This window comes from Dehalobacter sp. MCB1 (assembly GCF_003590275.1).
Taxonomy (GTDB): domain Bacteria; phylum Bacillota; class Desulfitobacteriia; order Desulfitobacteriales; family Syntrophobotulaceae; genus Dehalobacter.
The window spans coordinates 109,715-129,197 of record NZ_LXPC01000011.1; the positions used below are offsets into that span (position 1 = coordinate 109,715).

The window sequence follows — 19,483 nt, forward strand, 5'->3', positions numbered from 1 at the left end:
TTATTTTTTTGACAAATGCTTACCAACAATGTTAGTATAATAATTGTCTTATTTCTGATAATAAGTATTCTTACTATTTCTTGAGGTGGATAGCATGAGTCAATGCGAAGCCAAGGAAATACAAGATTTGTTTTTTTCCTTAATGGGAGATTTACACGAAAAATTCCTGTGCCATTTTCGAAAGGAATACATAGGTTCGGCTCCGCTTAAAAAAAACCATATGAAAATTATCAATCTTCTCTACCACAATGAGCAGCTGACCCTAACAAAAATAGCTAAAAAGCTGGATATAGAGAAGGGCAGCCTTACCACCCTGATCGATCAATTGACGGAATGGGGTCTAATCATCCGTTCCGAGGATAAAAACGACAGGCGGAAGTCTTTAATTTCCCTGAGTTCTTTAGGCAAAACAGAGATGGATACATTGATGGTGCTGTATGAAAAGAGACTGAATGAATTGATGTTTACTTCAGACCCCGAAGAAATGAATCAATTTATGCTGAGCCTCAGGTATGTAGTGCAATTTATGAAAAAATTGTAGAAGGGGACTGTACATGGATAAAAGTTTTGAATTCGGTAATAAAAGCATCGGGAAGCTATTATGGCAATTCTCCTGGCCGGCGATTGTCGGTATGTTGGTGAATGCCTTATATAATATTGTTGACCGGATTTTTGTGGGCCGCGGCGTTGGTACACTTGCAATTGCTGCAACGACAGTGGCCTTCCCAATTATGCTTCTGTTTATGGCACTTGGGATGCTGGTTGGTATTGGTGCAACAGCATTAATCTCCATTCGGCTCGGAGAACAGAAAAAAGAAGAAGCCGAAAAAATTGTAGGTAATGCACTTACTCTCTTGATTATGCTTCCGCTCCTTTTTATGGCCTTCTATTTCTCATTTTCTGAACAGCTTTTGGTCTTTTTTGGTGCTAATCAGGAAGTATTGCCCAATGCACTTGATTTTACCAATATTATTGTTGCAGGATCCGTTTTTGGGGCAATCGGTTTTGGCATGAACAATTTTATCAGAGCTGAAGGAAACCCCAGGATTGCGATGCTGACGCAAATTCTCGGCGCTGTGATTAACGGGGTGTTGAATTACATTTTTATTTTCCATTTGGGATTAGGTATAGCGGGTTCCGCACTCGCAACGGTCTCGGGTCAATTCATTACGTCGCTTTGGGTATTGGGCTATTTTCTTCTCGGCCACAGCACACTTAAGCTTCGCCTAAAAAATTTAAAACCGGATTTTTCGATCTATCTAGTCATATTGTCCATTGGCTTTGCTCCGTTTGCGATGCAACTTGCCAACAGTTTGCAGAATATGCTTTTGAATAAGAGTGTCATGCTTTATGGCGGCGACCTGGCGCTGTCTGCCGTCGGCGTCATTATGAGTATTTCAACATTGTTCTTTATGCCGATTATCGGTGTCAGCCAGGGTGCTCAGCCTATCATAGGCTTTAACTATGGAGCCGGGCAGTTTGAAAGAGTTAAGGCAGCGTTGAAGAAGGCCATCATCGCGAGCACCGGTATTGCTGTTGTCGGTTATCTGGTCATACATCTCTGGCCCGAACAAATTATTGGCTTGTTCAGTGACAACGATACGGCGCTTACAGTACTGGCAACTCACGTGATACTGGTATTTTTTACCATGTTCCCGCTGATTGGTTTTCAAATTATTTGCTCAAGTTACTTTCAGGCAGTCGGCAAACCGCTTCAATCATCTGTTCTGAGCCTTTCCCGGCAGGTACTGCTCTATATACCGCTTCTTTTGGTCCTGCCTCATTTTTGGGGAATTGAGGGTGTCTGGCGAGCTGCACCGATTGCGGATATCTTATCCGTTCTGATCACAGCAATGTTGATAACGCTGGAAATAAGACGGCTTAGCAAAAATCAGCCTGCTGTCAGCGTAGGATAGTTCAGGCTGATATAATGCTGAATATAAAAATAAGAACAAGGACTTCACAATTGTGAAGTCCTTGTTCTTATTTAGACGACCAGTTTTTCAGCAGATTAGGACACTGAGGGATCATCTTTGGGCAGAAACCCTTTTTACGATATAATCTCCTGATCACACCAGGAACTTCAGCAAGGCGACTACGACAGCTGCAGTCACAGCTGACAAGATGAGCGAGATAACAAACGCTACGCGTATAACTTTGTTTTCTTCTCCAAGCTTATCAATCGAAGCGGCTGCATTTTGAAGCTTTGCTGGAGAAATAACACTGGCCAGACCTCCACCAAAGGCTAAACCGGCTGTAACAATAATAATCCCTGTCAGTCCCCAGTTCAGATTACTTGCTGTTGACATGGTATATTTCGCAAACATGGCAATCGTCGAAGCTTCACTTCCGGTAATGAATCCTCCGAATAATCCGATAAAGCTTACAACAGCACCGTAGGCTCCATGAAAAGCCTGTGCGGAATAGTCTGCGAGTACTTTCACCATACTTGGGCACAGTGTTTTCGGCAGTGCGGCATTGAGATTGGAAGCCATATTAAATCCAGACATATTCATGACTTCACCGATCGCAAAGAAGATCGCCGCTGAGAAAACAGGTTTTGGTGCCCTTCGCCACCAAACTTTTATTGAATCTTTAATTTGGGCGGCTTTTGGGCGCATAATCGGGATCGAAATCAAGATGCTGACCAGAATCCAGGTGTAGGCATTCCATAAAGCTCTGGTTGCTATCGGCTTGCCGTCTGCAGATAAGCCGGGAATACCAAGCGTCAGTGTCCGGTATAAATAATCGAAAGATTCCTTCGGCAGGTTCAGCGCCAGAATCAGAACGATCAAAAGCAGCCAGGGCATAATGGCTTTCCACAAAGGATATTCTTTTTCATAGGCAAGTTCTTCCGACGTCAGCCGGCTTCGATCAATAATTTTTTTACCCGTTAGCTTAAGATACAGAACCATTACAAGAATGACTGCAAAACCACTTAAGACTCCTGTGAGGACGACCAGATTGTCATAATGATTGGTAAAATAAGCGACAATCGAAATTGTAATGCCCGTAACCAATACCGGGACAATCCCCTCTTTGACAGCTTTCCACTTTCCGACAATCCAAAGCATCGAAAAGCCGATCAGGGTAGATACAACCGGCAAAAACATAAAGAAGACGCTTCCGGCCTGAGAAAGGGTAATTTCATTGCCTTTTCCTAAAAAGCTGTTCGCAATATCCACAAACACCACAATCGGGGCACCGAGTAAGGCATACGTACACAGGGAGTCATATCCGATCGCCGGTAAAGCTATGGCTACATACGTAGAGTATCCCATCGCAATTAAGATAGGCGGCAGAAGAGATACGGGAGTTGCCCCGACGGCAACCATCAGCGTTCCAAATCCAATGTTAATCATCATAATCTGAACGGCTCTGTTTTCACTGGCTAAGGTTTTAATAAATATAATAATTCGTCTTAAGGCCCCTGTCTTTTCCATATAGGCCATTTGCAGCAGCGATGTGGCTACGATCAATGATACCGAAAAAGATTTAATCAGACCGGCCAGTGTCGAGCGTACAATGACTTCTCCCGACGTCTGGAAAAACAAAAACGCCACAAGAGAAACAGCAAGCCAACCCACAATTCCACTGGTATGGGCTGGCTTTTTAAACACAATAAGCATAACAACAATGACTACTATTGGCAGCAGTGCAAGCAGTAGTGGCAACATTCTCTCCCATCCTTCCATTCTACAAGTATATTTTTTTATTACTACCTACTTATAATATATGATTATGTTCAAAAAAAAAAGAACTTTTTTTGCTTTTTACTTTTTGCGTTTTATGTTTCAGACCAACAGAAAGGCCCGCTTTTCACATGAAAAACGAGCCAAAACTGAAGATTTTCTCAGCTAAGGGATCCTGACATATTGCGCAGGGCCCGGAACAATGATCCATCCGTCGTAAATGATGCTGATACTGAAATAGTAGTACTCACCGGAAACTAAATTACCCTGGATATCACCCTGATAATAAGTGTCAGCGTTTATTGTCACCGAAGTCCTGTTCCGGTCGGTAATCCACTCCAGATAACCGTCATTTGGATATTTTGGGTTGGGATTACTCTTTGAAATGACCACTTTGTAGCCTTCAAAATTTGCTGCTTCTGAAGCTGGCCAGCTCAAAACCAAATTACTGTCGCTGGCTGTTGCCGATATGGCAATCGGATCCAAGCTCTGTTGGACACCTTCCTTCTCTGCTAGTGGATCGTATCCATCGGCCGGATACGTGACATGGACGGCATTTCCGGCAACCTTGCCATCGCTGTATAAAGCCGTCACACTAACGTAATACGCCTGTCCGGGAGTCAGATAACTGCCAAAGTCTCCGCCGTGATACGCTGTGCTGTTGTCGATTACCCACCGGCTGGTGCTTTGATTGGTAATGTAGGTCAAATAACCGCTACTGGGATAGGCCGGTCTGGAATTATTTTTGGAAATAACGACCTTATAGCCCTGGAAGCTTTCACTGTAAATCGAATTCCATTTGACAATGAGCCGGTTGTTGTCCGTAGAAACGGTTACCTGAGGCGCCTTTGAAGAGGGAGATACAGCTGGTTTGACAGTGGGTTTTGTTTCTGTAGCCGGTGTTTCCTTGGTGGGTTGCGTTGTTTCGGTCGGCGTTGCGATAGCTTCCTCGGCAGGTTCCGGTGAAGAGACAGCCGTACCGACCGGATACGTCAATTGCAAACTGTCACCCGGAACGGTCTTATCCGAATAAAGCACCGTAATACTAAAATAGTATTTTTCACCAGGGACAAGTTTCTCGCCAAAGTCTCCGTTTTTATATGCTTCACTGTTATTGATCACCGCACTGGTCGTGGTCTTGTCGGTAATGTAGTATAAATACCCGTCGTCAGGATACTTCGGATTCGGATTGCTCTTTGAAATCACCACTTTATAGCCGGAAAATTTAGGATGATCAACCTGGTCCCAATGTAAGATAATTTTATCACCGGAAATCTCCCCATTCACTGCCACAGCAACATAAGGAGTTTTATCTTCGCCTATTCTTAATCCGGACCAGGAAGCATTTTGCGCATAACCATAGGTGACTATGCCTAAACAAAAAATGACTGCACATATCGCGATTGCAATATTTCTAGATAAACGAGGTTTCATGGTTTTTCTCCTTTCATACCACCGGTTGCATGCGAGTAACTTACTCTCAATTAAAAAATAAGATTAACTACGTGAAATTTAAATTCTACAGTATTAATTTAATTCCTTTTTCTTCCTTAATATTTAGGAATTAAGTCCCATCAAATTAGGAAATATGGATCTGCATAATCCCAAATGATAGTTTGATACAAACGGAGAGGAGTATGTCATTTAATGTCGAATCATTGATTCTAAATACACTTTTTAATTCTTTCTAAAGGAGAGGAGGGACTATGATGAAAGAGCCAGTTGAGTTGATCCAATCAAATCAAACATTTTTAATTAGACGTACCTTAGAATATGCAAAAATGCATAATTATACAAAATACACCTCTACTCTGGAAGAAGCTTGGCGTACATCAATTGACGGGTTATCCGAAGCTTTAATCTCAGTTCTCAAGTCCTGTGAATCTATACCTGAATTAAATGTGGATGAAGATTATGTAAATGATCCAATTGGTTCTTTTGGGATACTTGAAGCACAGCTTCATCGTAAACGTGGAGTTACCCTAGAAATGTTTTTAGGATTGATGAAATATTATCGTCAATCCTATCTCGATCTGATAATAGAAACTTATAGAAAAAAAAATATAGATTGTGATTACTTCTTATTGTTTATTAATCGGTTTTTTGATCGTGTAGAATTAGCTTTTAGCAGTGAGTGGATCAACGAGAAAAAGGAAGTACTTACGCTAAGTCTTCAAAATACAAATCGTATGATGACGAATGAAAAGAATAAGTATTTAACAATATTTGAAAGCATTCCAACTCCTTCGATCATTTTGGATAGTAATAATATGATTGACAACATGAACAATGCTGCTAAAGAGTTTCTTAAGTCTGCAGGAATTGATGGGACATCTTATTATTCCAGTGAAAAACATAAAATATATTTAGTACATGCATTACCTTGGCTTGCAGAAGAATTCACTACTTTTATCAGCGGAAATGATATTGAAATATCCATTGAAAAGAATTTGAAGATGCTCGAATTAGAAACCAGGAATCTGGTTATAAACTTTCACCGCATGCTGGACGTAAGTGAAAAATATAAAGGTACAGTGATCATATTTACGGATTTAACATATAGAAAACAAATTGAGGACAGGTTAAAATTTATCAGTTTTCACGATGATCTTACAGGATTATACAACAGAGCATTCTTTAATGAAGAATTGTTAAGACTGTGTTCAGGCAGGTCTAATCCAGTAGCGATTATAGAATGTGATGTTGACGGGCTTAAAGTAGCAAACGATACTTTGGGACATCATGCCGGAGATTTGCTTATTACTTCCACTGCTTCAATACTTCGTCGTTCTGTCCGAGAAAACGACGTTGCTGCCCGGGTAGGTGGTGATGAATTTGCAATTATTTTACCAAATTGTTCACCTGGCTCATTAAAAGAGGTCTGTCAAAGAATCGAATTTGAACTCGACAAACATAACAAAGAAAACTCTTATTTACCTGTGAGTTTTTCCATTGGTGCTGCATTAGGGAATGCTCATAATGGCAGCTTAGATCACATTTATAGGAATGCTGATAATGAAATGTATAAAAATAAACAAGAAAAGCGAGAGCAATACAAGCTTTGGTTCAACTCGTTATATGCTAAGTATGGGGACAAACTATTTAATAACTAATTTACTTTGCCACCAGGCCATGGATGACAGCAGGAGCGGCCGCCCGTTCGAATCCCACCTTCTTATTTAAATAAGCTCCATCTTACGATGAAGCTTTATCTTCAATGGCGGAGAAGGTGGGATTCGAACCCACGTGCCCTTGCGGACAACCGCATTTCGAGTGCAACTATTAAAGCAGGAAATAGTGGAAATTAGCAGTAAATACATGTAGATAAAAATCCACGAGAACCTTATGGAATCAGGGTTTCAGAGAATTTTTCCTTATTTACAAGGAAAGTAGAACATAGCAAAAAAATAACGAAAAAATTGATCCAAAACCTGTTTTGGATAGAACTCGGATAGAACTAGAAAAAACTATCATTTTTAACTCTTAGATTTGCTTTCACCACTTGCCGTTGACAAATTCGAGAAAAGTGAGTGAAGTAAATGAATTTTGATGAATATTGTTCTTCAGTAATTGATCGTTATCCTGAATATGTCACGCAGAAAGAAATGTGTGTCATCTTGGGTATTTGCACATCCACGGCCTACTCCATCCAGAAAAAAGGCATGATTCCATTTGAATATATAAACACATCAGAAGGAAGAAGACAACGGATAAAGATTATCGACATTCTGCGATACCAATACGAAACGATGTGCTTCGCTGAATCAGAAAATGAGTTTATTGAAGGTTTGCACCGTTATTACCAAAAGCAATTGCGTAAATTCCCTAAACTGCTTTTAGTTTCTGATGTAATGCGTTTTACCGGATATTCAAAAACAGCAGTAAACAATTGGATACTGCGCAATGAATTGAAGCCTCTGATCTTTAAAAACAAGCGAATACAATCATTTCGTAGAGGTAAGGGGTCCTTTATAACAAAAGATACTTTCCTTGATTTTTTAATCGGCCCGTATTATAGAAACATAACAAGGAAATCAGACGTGCATAAAGAGCAAGCCAGACAATTTGAGCAACTCTTTGATACTTTCATGTCAAAGCGAGGTGCCGTGAGTGTCTGACTATAGCTTTCTAATAGATAGGTATCCCGAATTTATAACGAAAGATCAATTCTACAAGATATGCCATATTAGCAAAAATACAGCGCGTCATTATCTGGAAAATGGCTTTATTCCTTGCATTGATTCTGGCAAAAAGACACGCAGATATAAAATTGCAATAAAAGATATTATTTTCTTCTTAGAAGACAGAGACAAAAATCCTAAAAAATATTATCTGCCTAATCATTATAACAATCCATTTTTACCGAGTGAGATTAGGCGATATAAGCCCAAACCGCGGTCTGATTATTATAAAGATCATTACAAGCTAAAGGGTATAAATGAGGTTAGAGATTACATGCAATATCTTGAACTGCAATTTGCAGATTATCCAGATATGATGACCAGTTTGCAAATACAACAAGTCACCGGTCATTCAACAAGTACAATAATTTCATGGTGCAAATTCAGTAAGGTAAAATATATCAGACGCCGTAATGCATACCTTCTTCAGAAAAAGAGTGTCATTGAATATTTGTTTAATAGGGAGTTGCAACAATGAGGGTCGAGCCGTTTGTTCTGTTATAGAGCAAATGGCTTTTTTGCATGAAAGGAGGAAATTTAAGTGTCAAAAGTAATTGCCTTGGCCAATCAAAAAGGTGGCACTGGAAAAACGACGACAGCAGTCAATCTGGGCATCGGACTTGCCAGGCAAGGAAAAAAAGTATTACTGGTGGACTCGGACGCACAGGGCAATCTGACGGATTCTTTAGGCTATCAAGAGCCAGACAATCTTCCTGTTTCATTGGCCAGCGTCCTAACCAAAATCATGACGGAGGAACCGTATGAACCTGATGAGGGTATCCTTCACCATGCAGAAGGCGTAGACCTGATGCCGGGAAACATTGAACTGTCTGCTATTGAGGTGTCGCTGGTCAACACCATGAGCCGGGAAACGATACTCCGCACATATATCAACACGGTCAAAGACAGGTATGATTATGTGCTAATAGATTGCATGCCCTCTCTTGGCATGATGACTATCAACGCCCTTGCAGCCGCAGACAGCGTAATCATTCCCGTCCAGGCCCACTATTTGCCCGCTAAAGGAATGACACAGCTTTTACAGACCATTGCCAGGGTGAGAAGGCAAATCAATCCCAGGCTTACCATTGACGGTGTGTTGCTAACAATGATGGATAACCGCACCAATTTCGCAAAGGATATTTCCTTTGTCCTGCGGCGGGACTACGGCGACAAACTGCGAGTCTTTCAAACAGAAATTCCCCTGTCCATCCGGGCGGCTGAAACAAGCGCGCAGGGAAAAAGCATTTATGCGTTCGATCCGCACGGAATAGCTGCCAGAGCCTATCAAGCCTTTACGAAGGAGGTGCAGGACATTGACGAAAAACGACGTGCGAAGCAGCATCAAGCTGACCTCAGTAGATGAATTATTTACCACGGAGGAAAACCGTGCAGATAGTCAGCGGGAAAAGGTTCTGGATATTTCTCTGTCGGAAATCAGTGATTTTCCAAGCCATCCTTTTAAAGTAAAAGCGGATGAAGCTATGCTGGAAATGGCAGACAGCGTAACGCAGTACGGCGTTTTAGTTCCCGGTCTTGTGCGCCCCAAACCGGACGGCGGCTATGAAATGGTAGCCGGTCACCGCCGCAAAAAAGCAAGCGAACTTGCGGGCAAGAAAACAATGCCTTGTATTGTCCGCGAATTGGACGACGATGAAGCCACAATTATTATGGTTGACAGCAACTTGCAACGGGAGAGCATTTTGCCAAGTGAAAAAGCTTTTGCCTACAGAATGAAGTTGGAAGCCATGAAACGACAGGGACAAAGAACAGATTTAACTTCTCGACCAGTGGTCGAGAAGTCTGTAAGTGCAGATATACTAGGTGAAAACACAGGAGAAAGTGGGAGACAAATACAAAGGTATATTCGACTCACAGAACTTATTCCTTCTATATTGCAAATGGTTGATGATAATCAGGTTGCTTTTCGTCCCGCTGTGGAGCTTTCCTACCTGTCCGAAAATGAACAGCAGGACCTTTACAATACCATACAGTCGGAGGACTGCACCCCTTCCCTGTCACAAGCACAGCGGCTGAAGAAGTTCAGCCAGGATGGCAGACTTAACATTGACGTTATCTATTCCATTCTATCGGAAGAAAAGCCCAATCAAAAAGAAAGATTCCATATTCAGCGTGACCGTATCGACCGCTATTTTCCTAAAAACTTTACCGAAAAACAAAAGGAGGAGTTAGTTGTCCAGCTTCTGGAAAGCTGGTTCAAGAAGCGCCATCGGGAGCAGCAGGAACGATGAAACAGGTTACTACAGCTGCATAAAAATAATCATTTTGCTCTTAAATCAGTAGGAGCATTTTTTATTGTCCTTTTTTAAAAGGAGGTGCCTCTATGTACTTTACAGAAGGACAGTTGCGCAAATACGAACGCATTATGCAGGAGAAACCGGAATTTGACCGCGAAAGTATTAGTACTAAAACGGTGGAAGAGCGGGATTGCAAGCACTGTCTTTACTTTGTCAAGCATCACAGTAAATGCAGCAAGAAAAAGTGCATTTTGTTTGAAGCTTAACAACCTTATAGAAATTGTATGCCAAGGGGGTGGTATGTCCATTTGTTTGCAGTCATCGAATTGGGGACTTGCCGTTTCCCCCTCCCCACACCCCTCCCCTCAAAATTTACCAGCCGAAAAAGAAATACTCTTGGTCTGGTAAACCACTAAATTGATCCCAGAAAGGAACCTTTTTATGAAACAGACAGCAGAAAAGAAGCCGAAAGTCTTTCGTACCCTTATTCGCCAGGTTCATACGGGCAATAAAAAGATACAGAAGGATAACAAAGTTCAGGCTACTGAGAAGGAGCGAAAAAACCAACCGCCCTTCTTTTTCGGCCTGTAATGGTGCTCTCTATTTAAATGCAGGGAGCTTTTTTTTATGAACGGGATGGCGATACCATCCCTATTCCGCCATCCATTTGATTGGAGTGATAGCAAAATGGATGATTCTAAACGCATGGTAGATACCTATGAGGTAAAACTCGCCATCCATGTTGGAGATAAAGAAATCTTATTTTTAGTGAACGATAAAAACCCCTCCTGTCCATATATTGTCTGCAACTGTTCCTGGGATAACCATTTAGGCCTTGACCAATATAGTAATGCTATGGGAAGCGTAGATTATCTGGAAATGATCACTGAGTTTACCGACCGTATCAAAACACAATGTGAAGCAGTTAAAGCGGAACGGCACAAAATCACGGTTCCTTTGCAGCCTTTTACCTTGAAGCATTGCATTCCAAATGATTACAAAGAGAGCATTGAAAACAAAGTAGTAATCATCCGCCCGGAGTGTCTGCGCCACGAATATCGCACCGCCGATAAGCAGCTTGTGCTGGTCACTGGCGGTTTTGGCGCTCATGGCAATTCCAGAGGCCGCGCGGTCTACACCGTCAACCTTTACTCCGGCAAGGAATCGCGCTGGAACCGGGAGGACATTTTGGGTACGCTCAAGCCGGAATATATGCCCGATTGGGCGAAAGAACGCCTGAAACAAATACAGGCGGAGCGGCAGGCAAAGCAGCAAAAACACGAACAAGAGCGTTAGGGGGTTTGGGTTATGGAGAAGGAGATTAATGCCGGGTATACCATCACCGACCGACTAAGCGTGGGTAATGCTGAATTTGTCATCGGGCAGAGCGAAAGTGCTCCCGCCAAATTTGTAACCTGGAAGGTCAAAAAGGGGGAAAAGGATTATTATTGGGGCCATTACTGCAATGACCGCCTGACCGCCCTTGAAGATTTGTGCAACCGCGCGCTGGATGAAGTCCATCATTTGAAAAGCCTCCGGCAGGAACAAAACGTCGGCGAGAATCCGGCGAGGCAGAACGGGAAGAAAAAGTCTGTGCCGGAGCGTTAGGAGAGTTACAGCAGAGCGATTATAACTTCTATGCTAACTGCTATAAAAAGGCAAGAGAACGGCTCACGGTAAAGGTAATGGCGAAAAATAAAGCCTGCTCCCAAAAAGGAAAAATGAAGTCCGGAACGATAATGGGCCTTGTTGTTCGGAGCAAACAGGAAGGTTATCCACAACCAATACTCATTTAAGGAAGGAGGGATAAATGTTGGTAACGAAATTGCAGTTAATTACAGAGTTATCGCAGACAACAGCCCGCAGTATCACAAGAAACTATGTCAACTGGACCTTCTTTCTGAAAACGGCTGCCTGGAACTATAAATACCCGTTTCAGGACCAGCTTTTGATTTACGCGCAGCGACCTGACGCGACAGCCTGCGCTCCCATCGAAATATGGAATCAAAAATTGGGTCGTTGGGTCAACCGCGGGGCAAAGGGCATTGCCCTCATCAATGACAGCGGGGCCCGGTTGAGCCTGCACCATGTGTTCGACGTGTCCGACACCAACAGCCGGTATAACCGTCCCGACATCCTTTGGACCATGCGGGACCGGTACGCCGAAACTGTAACGGAAACGCTGGGGAATGCCTTTGGCGACCTGGACGATAAAAGCAACTTGCCCGCCGCCCTGGTTTCAGCCGCCCACAATGCGGTGGAGGACAATTTTACGGATTATCTGCCCGAATTGCTTTCCTTTCGGGAGAACAGTTTTTTGGAGGAACTGGATGACCTCAATGTCGAAATCTTTTTTAGGAACGCTTTAAAAAGCTCCGTGGCCTACATGCTCTTAGTCCGATGTGGCTGCAATGCCGATCAATACCTGACCTTAGAGGATTTTCAGGACGTTGCCAATTTCAATACACTGGATACCGTTTCCCGCTTGGGAACCGCCACCAGCGATATTTCCGAAATGCTCCTGCGGGAAATCGAGACGACGGTCAAGGAACTGCAAATCGCAGAGAAAAAACAAAATCGCACCATTGCAAAAATTCAGGACGTTCCGCACAATGAAAGCGTAAAGCATGCTCAAGAGCCTGAAAGGATTGGTGAATATGGAACTGACCTACACCCAACAGTGCGATTACCTGATACCCAACCTGACGCTGCCGGAGGAAGCAACGCCCATAGGCAAGTTTGGGATGTTGCGCAAGACATATCTGAAAAACCACAGAAAAGGGATGTACGCCAGCCTGATGCTGTCTGGCAAGCTGAACAGCCACCTGGCGGAGACCGACTGGACGGCGAAGGAGCGCATCGAACAGATTACGGCGAAGCTCTTGCAGAGAAGTCCCGCGCCGGACAAGGCGATCGACCCGCTTGGCTGGACGGGGCACCTGAACAGTCTACGGCATTCGGCGGAGGAAACAGTCCTGGCGGAGATCGTTTACAGCTAACCATTTTCCCTACTGTTGAACAGCAACTTGAAACCATAGAACAGGCGGAGGACGAAAAAACCTCCGCTTTTTCTATTCCCCAGGAAGAAATCGACCATGCCCTATGCCGGGGCACGGGTTTCCAAAACGGCAAATTCCGTGTTTATCTCCACTATAGGGAACAGCATACCGCAAAAGAAACCATTGATTTTTTAAAGCGAGAGTACGGAATCGGCGGCGGTACTCATATTTTCCTGGATGGAACCTGTGGCAACCAATGGCATGACAGTAAAGGGATCTCCTTAAGCAAAAGCGGCAGCTTCATAACAAATCCGGGATTAAGACTGTCCTGGAACCAGGTTGCCAAACGGCTTGGTGAATTGATTGCCGCCGGCCGCTATTTGAACGGCGAGGAAAGAGAATACCTGGAAATAGAATACCTCCCAATTTATGAACAGCTGGTGGAGGAACGCCGCAGGCAGCTTTCCGAACAAGCCTACGCCCGGGAAATCCTGAACCGGGAACCAGCCTCCTTCGAAAAACGGGAGCCGCCATCAAGGGAAAATGCCCATTACGCCTTCTCTCTTGGCGACACTGTGTATCTTGGCGCGGATGAATATGAGATTTTTTCCTTTGACGGAGGCAGGTTTATTCTCCGGGACATAAGCTTTCCGCTGTTCAGCAAAGAGCTGGCACGGGATGACTTTGACCGGATGCTGCGGGAAAATCCCTTAAACGACCATCTTATTGCAGACGAGAGAGGACCGGTGAAACCAGCCGAAGAAAAGATGGAAATACTGTCCCCCCGTGTGCTGTATCAGGCGTATCTGCCCCAAATAGTCAATAAGATACGAACCGACCAGATCTACCCATACCTCCGGGACAGGGATACCGACCCTGACAGTGCGGAACGGGAGCTGGACGAGGCCATCGACCGCATTGTCTATTCCATGCGGGAGGAACACTCGGCTTTTTATGAAGCCTATGCCACCCTGCCCCGGTTTAAGGAATGGCTTGCCGAGGATGTATTCCAGCGGACTTACGAAGATTATCTGACGGAAAAAAGAGACAACGTTACCCTTCATACCGAAGATCCCGACGCCCCTGCCTGGGTGCGGGCAACGGGCGATCCGGACATTACCCGCGAAGGCGGCACTGTCACCCTTAACAGCGGCGGCATCAAACTCCATACGGAGTTTGATGCCGCCCTGCCGGATGCTCAAGCGGGAGAGACGGAAAAGCAACCGGCCGAAAAAGAAATGGCTGTAGGCATGGAATTTGCTATTAAGGACCGGCACTATGCCATAGACAGCATTAATGAGAAAACCGGCACGGTCAGCCTGCGGGATATTACCTTCCAACAAAACACCGGCTTCCCCATTTTCCGCAGCGAGACCATTGGGTTTGTCCGCAGCGTTTTGGAGCAGACGAAAGAACCCGTGTGGCAAGAAACTCGGGATGGCCAAGTATCGAAAGTCATCATTGACCTTCAGCAGGAAACGCCAAAACAACTACGTGTCGATTTCCGAATCATCGACGACAACCTGGGCGCTGGCGGCCAAAAAACCAAATATGGCTGGAATGTTGCAGCTATCCGCCTATTGAACAAACTAGAGGAACAAAACCGCCTTGCCACCCCGGAGGAACAGGAGATCCTTTCAAACTACGTCGGATGGGGCGGCATCCCGCAGGTGTTTGACGAGCAGAACAGCCAGTGGGCGAAGGAATACATCGAATTGAAGGAGCTGCTCACTGAGGAGGAATATACATCCGCACGGGCCTCCACCTTAAATGCCCATTATACCTCCCCCACCATCATCAAGGCCATGTACGCCTGTCTGGAAAACATGGGTTTTAAGACAGGCAATATTTTGGAGCCCGCCTGCGGCATCGGTAACTTTTTCGGCCTTGTACCGGAGAGCATGAAAAACTCCAAACTGTATGGCATCGAACTAGACAGCATCACGGGGCGTATGGCCAAACAGCTTTACCAGCAAGCCAGTATCGCAGTGCAGGGCTTTGAGGAAACCAACCTGCCCGACAGCTTTTTCGACCTGGCTATAGGCAACGTGCCTTTCGGCAGCTACGGGGTAGCGGATAAAAAGTACGACAAGTACAAGTTTTACATCCACGATTATTTTTTCGCCAAAACTTTAGACAAGGTGCGGCCCGGAGGCATAATCGCCTTTATCTCTTCCAAAGGCACGATGGATAAGCAAAACCCTGAAGTCCGCAAGTACATCGCCCAGCGGGCCGAACTATTGGGAGCCGTCAGACTTCCCAACAATGCTTTCCTTACCAACGCCGGAACCGAGGTTACGACCGACATCCTTTTCCTGCAAAAGCGCGACCGGGTTATCGACATTGAACCGGATTGGGTGCATCTTTCCACGACTGAGGATGGCGTGCCAATCAATCAGTATTTCGCAGCCAACCCGGACATGGTGCTGGGCACGATGGCCTTTGACGACCGGATGTACGGCAATCAAAGCGAAACTACCTGTATCCCTTATGAGGGTGCCGACCTTGCTGAGCTTTTGCGCGAGGCGCTGGAAAACATCCATGCGGAAATCACGGAATACGAACTTGATGATGTCACCGAACAAGCGGATACTTCCATCCCGGCAGATCCGAATGTGCGAAATTTCAGCTTTTGCCTGGTGGACGGCGAAATCTATTACCGCGAAAACAGCCGGATGAACAAGGTAGAAGTTTCCGTCACGGCGGCCAATCGAATCAGGGGCATGATCGCCACCCGGGACTGTGTCCGTGAACTCATCGAATACCAAACCGAGGATTACTCAGACGAAATTATCCGGGAACAGCAACGCAATCTGAACCGCCTGTATGACGACTTTGTCGCAAAGTATGGACTTTTGAGCAGCCGCGGCAACAACATGTCCTTCTCCGACGACAGCTCCTACTGCCTGCTCTGCTCTCTGGAGATTCTGGACGAGAACGGCGAATTGGAGCGCAAGGCGGATATGTTCACCAAGCGCACTATCAAACAGCGCACCGTCGTCACCCATGTGGATACCGCCACCGAAGCACTGGCCATTTCCATTGCGGAAAAAGCCTGTGTGGACATGGTTTTCATGCAAGGTCTCACAGGGCTTTCCGAGGAACAGCTTGTAGAACACCTAGAAGGCGTTATCTTCCGCAGCCTTGGAGAACAAGACCCTGCGCATGTGCCGAAAGATTTTTTCGATATAACCCGTTGCCCCTTTGTCACAGCAGATGAATATCTTTCCGGTAATGTCAGGAATAAGCTGCGCCTTGCCAGAGGACTTGCAGAAATGCGCCCTGATCTTGCGGAACATCTTACTCCGAACATCAGGGCACTGGAAGCTGTACAGCCGAAGGATTTGGACGCTTCCGAAATCGACGTCCGGCTGGGCGCGACCTGGCTGCCTCCAGAGGTGGTCAAGGACTTCATCTTTGAACTTTTGGAAACTCCCCTTATGTACAGGCGCTACATCGACGTTTTTTATTCCTCCTATACCGCCAACTGGAATGTTAAGGGCAAAAGCGACGACCGCAGCGACAATATCAAAGCCAATGTCACCTACGGGACCAAACGCATCAATGCCTACAAAATAATCGAGGAAACCCTGAATCTCCGGGATGTGCGTATTTTCGACACGGTTTATGAGGACGGCGCTGAGAAGCGTGTGCTGAACAAAAAAGAAACCGCCATTGCCCAGCAGAAGCAGGAGGCCATCAAGGAAGCGTTCCAAAGCTGGATATGGAAAGACCCCCAGCGCCGGGAACAACTGACCAGGCTCTATAACGACCGATTCAACTCCATCCGTCCCCGCGAGTACGACGGCAGCCATATCCGGTTTACCGGTATGAATCCGGAAATAACTCTGCGTAAGCACCAGGTGGATGCGGTCGCTCACATCCTGTACGGCGGCAATACGTTATTGGCACACTGTGTCGGCGCGGGCAAAACCTACGAGATGACGGCGGCTGCCATGGAAAGCAAGCATTTGGGGCTTTGTAACAAAAGCATGTTCGTCGTTCCCAACCACCTAACCGAGCAGTGGGCCGGGGAATTTTTACAGCTCTACCCGTCAGCCAACATCCTTGTAGCGACGAAAAAGGACTTTGAAACCAAAAACCGTAAGAAATTCTGCGCCAGAATCGCCACTGGCGACTACGACGCGGTAATTATCGGCCACAGTCAGTTTGAGAAAATTCCCATTTCCGCTGAGCGCCAAAAACGGCAGCTGCAGGAGCAAATTGCGGAGATTACCAACGGGATCCAGGAACTTAAGGAGGAGCGGGGCGAGCGTTACGCCATCAAACAGCTTGAAAAGACAAAGAAAACCTTAAAGCTGAAGTTGGATAAGCTCAATGACACCAGCCGCAAGGATGATGTCGTCACTTTTGAAGAATTAGGCGTTGACCGCTTATTTGTGGACGAGGCCGATTTTTACAAGAACCTGTTCTTATACACCAAAATGCGCAACGTGGCAGGCCTGTCCCAGACTGAGGCGCAGAAGTCCTCCGACATGTTTGCCAAGTGCCGTTACCTGGATGAGCTGACAGAGGGACGCGGCATCATCTTCGCCACAGGAACACCCATTTCCAACTCCATCACCGAGATGTATACCATGCAGCGGTATCTCCAATACAAGGCTCTGCGCATAAACGGACTCCAGCATTTCGATTGTTGGGCCTCTACCTTTGGGGAAACCGTTACCGCTATCGAACTTGCGCCGGAGGGAACGGGCTACCGGGCCAAAACTAGGTTCGCCCGCTTCTATAACCTGCCGGAACTGATGAACATGTTCAAGGAAATCGCTGACATCAAGACCGCGGACATGCTTAACCTTCCCGTGCCGAAAGCCAACTACCATAATGTTGCGGTCAAGCCGAGCGAATTCCAGCAGGATATGGTAGCTGAGCTAGCGGAGCGTGCCGAACGGGTGCGCAACCGGATGGTAGAGCCGAATGAGGACAACATGCTGAAAATAACCAACGATGGCCGCAAGCTGGCTCTTGACCAGCGGTTGGTGAGTCCCATGCTTCCCGATCATGAAGACAGTAAGGTAAACGCCTGCGTGGGAAATGTGTTCCGTTTCTGGCGAGAAAACAGAGAGAAGAAGTTGACGCAGCTTGTGTTCTGTGACCTGTCCACACCTAAAGGTGATGGAAATTTCAACGTATACGATGATGTACGCCAAAAGCTCTTTTCCCGTGGTGTCCCTGCCGATGAGCTTGCGTTCATCCATAATGCCGATACGGAGACGAAGAAAAAAGAACTGTTTGCCAAGGTGCGCAAGGGACAGGTACGAATCCTGTTAGGCTCCACCTTTAAAATGGGGGCCGGGACTAACGTACAGGATAAGCTGGTTGCCCTTCACGACCTGGACTGCCCTTGGCGTCCCCGTGATCTGGAACAGCGAAGCGGCAGGATTGTCCGTCAGGGAAACAATAACGACGAGGTGCATATCTTCCGCTATGTGACAAAAAACACCTTTGACGCCTATCTCTATCAGGTTTTGGAGAATAAACAGCGGTTTATTTCCCAGATTATGACCAGCAAATCCCCTGTGCGAAGCGCCGAGGACATTGATGAAACGGCCCTTTCCTATGCCGAAGTCAAGGCACTGGCGACAGGTAACCCGTTTATAAAAGAGAAGATGGATTTAGACATTCAGGTTTCCAAGCTGAAATTACTGAAAGCCAACCACTTAAGCCAGCGTTATGCTTTGGAAGACAGATTGCTCAAGCATTATCCGCATCAGATCAAAACCACCGAGGAACGCATTGCGGGCTATGAAAAAGACCTTACCCTGTATGAGCAGCACAGCGTATTGGAACCCACCGAAGCTAACACAGAAGACAGCCAATTTGCAGGCATGACAGTGAAAAACGTTGCCTACACTGAAAAAGCCAAGGCAGGCGCGGCAATTCTGGAAGCATGTAAGCTGATGACTTCTCCCGAACCGCAGGAGCTGGGCAGCTACATGGGTTTTCCAATGCTGTTTTCCTTTGACAGCTTCCATAAGCAATATCAAATCACCCTGCAAGGCGCTCTAAGTCATACAGTATCACTGGGTACGGACATTTACGGGAATATTACCCGACTTAACAATGCCCTTGCTGAAATGCCAAAAAAACTGGAGTATTGCCGGGAGCAATTAAACACCCTTCGCCAGCAGATGGAAACGGCTAAAGAACAGATTGACATCCCCTTTGAAAAGGAACAGGAGCTGCAAACCAAGTCTGCGCGACTGGCAGAGCTGAACATTTTGCTCAACATGGATAAACATGAAAACGAGGTGATCGACTGCGAGCCTGACGAGGATATAGATGTTCCAGAAAAGAAAGCTGTGGGCTATGAAAGGTGAGGTGATAAAGAA

General features: G+C 45.6%; 14 protein-coding genes. 12 read left to right on the top strand and 2 right to left on the bottom strand.

The annotated features are described in order from the left end of the window. The first annotated feature begins 142 nt into the window (after positions 1 to 142). Entirely contained in the window at positions 143 to 541 is a 399-nt protein-coding gene (locus A7K50_RS07460; RefSeq protein ID WP_282433202.1) for a MarR family transcriptional regulator, read from the top strand. 13 nt (positions 542 to 554) lie between these two features. Then, the gene (locus tag A7K50_RS07465) at positions 555 to 1,916 is read left to right on the top strand and encodes an MATE family efflux transporter (RefSeq protein ID WP_119775299.1); all 1,362 of its coding nucleotides are present in this window, start codon (positions 555 to 557) and stop codon (positions 1,914 to 1,916) included. Between the two features lie 153 nt (positions 1,917 to 2,069). Here the strand turns inward: A7K50_RS07465 and A7K50_RS07470 are convergent, their stop codons facing one another. Continuing rightward, positions 2,070 to 3,677 (bottom strand): L-lactate permease, encoded by a 1,608-nt coding sequence (locus A7K50_RS07470; RefSeq protein ID WP_119775301.1) that lies wholly within the window; start codon positions 3,675 to 3,677, stop codon positions 2,070 to 2,072. 180 nt (positions 3,678 to 3,857) lie between these two features. Then, positions 3,858 to 5,126 carry an S-layer protein gene (locus A7K50_RS07475; RefSeq protein ID WP_119775302.1) on the bottom strand — a complete coding sequence of 423 codons (1,269 nt, stop codon included), beginning with the start codon at positions 5,124 to 5,126 and terminating at the stop codon, positions 3,858 to 3,860. A 272-nt stretch (positions 5,127 to 5,398) separates the two neighbouring features. On the opposite strand from A7K50_RS07475, the gene A7K50_RS07480 reads away from it, so the two are divergent. The 10 genes from A7K50_RS07480 (at position 5,399) to A7K50_RS07520 (ending at position 19,471) form a co-directional block, all read left to right on the top strand. After that, on the top strand, positions 5,399 to 6,805 hold the full coding sequence (locus tag A7K50_RS07480) for a GGDEF domain-containing protein (RefSeq protein ID WP_119775304.1): 1,407 nt from the start codon (positions 5,399 to 5,401) through the stop codon (positions 6,803 to 6,805). Between the two features lie 426 nt (positions 6,806 to 7,231). Next, positions 7,232 to 7,810: a hypothetical protein gene (locus A7K50_RS07485; protein WP_119775305.1), complete on the top strand. Its 579-nt coding sequence runs from the start codon at positions 7,232 to 7,234 to the stop codon at positions 7,808 to 7,810. After that, positions 7,803 to 8,351, top strand: a complete 549-nt coding sequence (locus A7K50_RS07490; protein WP_119775307.1) for a hypothetical protein — start codon at positions 7,803 to 7,805, stop codon at positions 8,349 to 8,351. Before A7K50_RS07485 ends, A7K50_RS07490 begins: the two co-directional genes overlap by 8 nt. A gap of 63 nt (positions 8,352 to 8,414) precedes the next feature. Next, positions 8,415 to 9,239 carry an AAA family ATPase gene (locus tag A7K50_RS07495; RefSeq protein ID WP_119775308.1) on the top strand — a complete coding sequence of 275 codons (825 nt, stop codon included), beginning with the start codon at positions 8,415 to 8,417 and terminating at the stop codon, positions 9,237 to 9,239. Further along, positions 9,205 to 10,125, top strand: a complete 921-nt coding sequence (locus A7K50_RS07500) for a ParB/RepB/Spo0J family partition protein (RefSeq protein WP_119775403.1) — start codon at positions 9,205 to 9,207, stop codon at positions 10,123 to 10,125. The genes A7K50_RS07495 and A7K50_RS07500 overlap by 35 nt, the downstream gene beginning before the upstream one ends. A gap of 92 nt (positions 10,126 to 10,217) precedes the next feature. Beyond that, positions 10,218 to 10,397, top strand: coding sequence for a hypothetical protein (locus A7K50_RS07505; RefSeq protein ID WP_119775310.1), 180 nt, complete (start codon positions 10,218 to 10,220; stop codon positions 10,395 to 10,397). Positions 10,398 to 10,572: 175 nt separating this feature from the next. Then, a complete protein-coding gene (locus tag A7K50_RS14175) occupies positions 10,573 to 10,722 on the top strand; it encodes a hypothetical protein (RefSeq protein ID WP_199698251.1) in 150 nt (49 codons plus the stop codon). Between the two features lie 36 nt (positions 10,723 to 10,758). After that, positions 10,759 to 11,427, top strand: coding sequence for a hypothetical protein (locus tag A7K50_RS07510; RefSeq protein ID WP_243103679.1), 669 nt, complete (start codon positions 10,759 to 10,761; stop codon positions 11,425 to 11,427). Between the two features lie 12 nt (positions 11,428 to 11,439). Then, positions 11,440 to 11,739 carry a hypothetical protein gene (locus A7K50_RS07515; protein WP_119775313.1) on the top strand — a complete coding sequence of 100 codons (300 nt, stop codon included), beginning with the start codon at positions 11,440 to 11,442 and terminating at the stop codon, positions 11,737 to 11,739. Between the two features lie 205 nt (positions 11,740 to 11,944). Continuing rightward, positions 11,945 to 19,471, top strand: coding sequence for a DEAD/DEAH box helicase family protein (locus A7K50_RS07520; protein ID WP_119775404.1), 7,527 nt, complete (start codon positions 11,945 to 11,947; stop codon positions 19,469 to 19,471). Positions 19,472 to 19,483 lie beyond the last annotated feature (12 nt).

What these genes read in the sequence shown, in the direction of transcription:
- A7K50_RS07505 (WP_119775310.1), top strand. Translation starts at nt 10,218, where the DNA reads ATGTACTTTACAGAAGGACAGTTGCGCAAATACGAACGCATTATGCAG.
- A7K50_RS07460 (WP_282433202.1), top strand. Translation starts at nt 143, where the DNA reads ATGGGAGATTTACACGAAAAATTCCTGTGCCATTTTCGAAAGGAATAC.
- A7K50_RS07485 (WP_119775305.1), top strand. Translation starts at nt 7,232, where the DNA reads ATGAATTTTGATGAATATTGTTCTTCAGTAATTGATCGTTATCCTGAA.
- A7K50_RS07470 (WP_119775301.1), bottom strand. Translation starts at nt 3,677, where the DNA reads ATGTTGCCACTACTGCTTGCACTGCTGCCAATAGTAGTCATTGTTGTT.
- A7K50_RS07515 (WP_119775313.1), top strand. Translation starts at nt 11,440, where the DNA reads ATGGAGAAGGAGATTAATGCCGGGTATACCATCACCGACCGACTAAGC.
- A7K50_RS07510 (WP_243103679.1), top strand. Translation starts at nt 10,759, where the DNA reads ATGAACGGGATGGCGATACCATCCCTATTCCGCCATCCATTTGATTGG.
- A7K50_RS07480 (WP_119775304.1), top strand. Translation starts at nt 5,399, where the DNA reads ATGATGAAAGAGCCAGTTGAGTTGATCCAATCAAATCAAACATTTTTA.
- A7K50_RS07475 (WP_119775302.1), bottom strand. Translation starts at nt 5,126, where the DNA reads ATGAAACCTCGTTTATCTAGAAATATTGCAATCGCGATATGTGCAGTC.
- A7K50_RS14175 (WP_199698251.1), top strand. Translation starts at nt 10,573, where the DNA reads ATGAAACAGACAGCAGAAAAGAAGCCGAAAGTCTTTCGTACCCTTATT.
- A7K50_RS07465 (WP_119775299.1), top strand. Translation starts at nt 555, where the DNA reads ATGGATAAAAGTTTTGAATTCGGTAATAAAAGCATCGGGAAGCTATTA.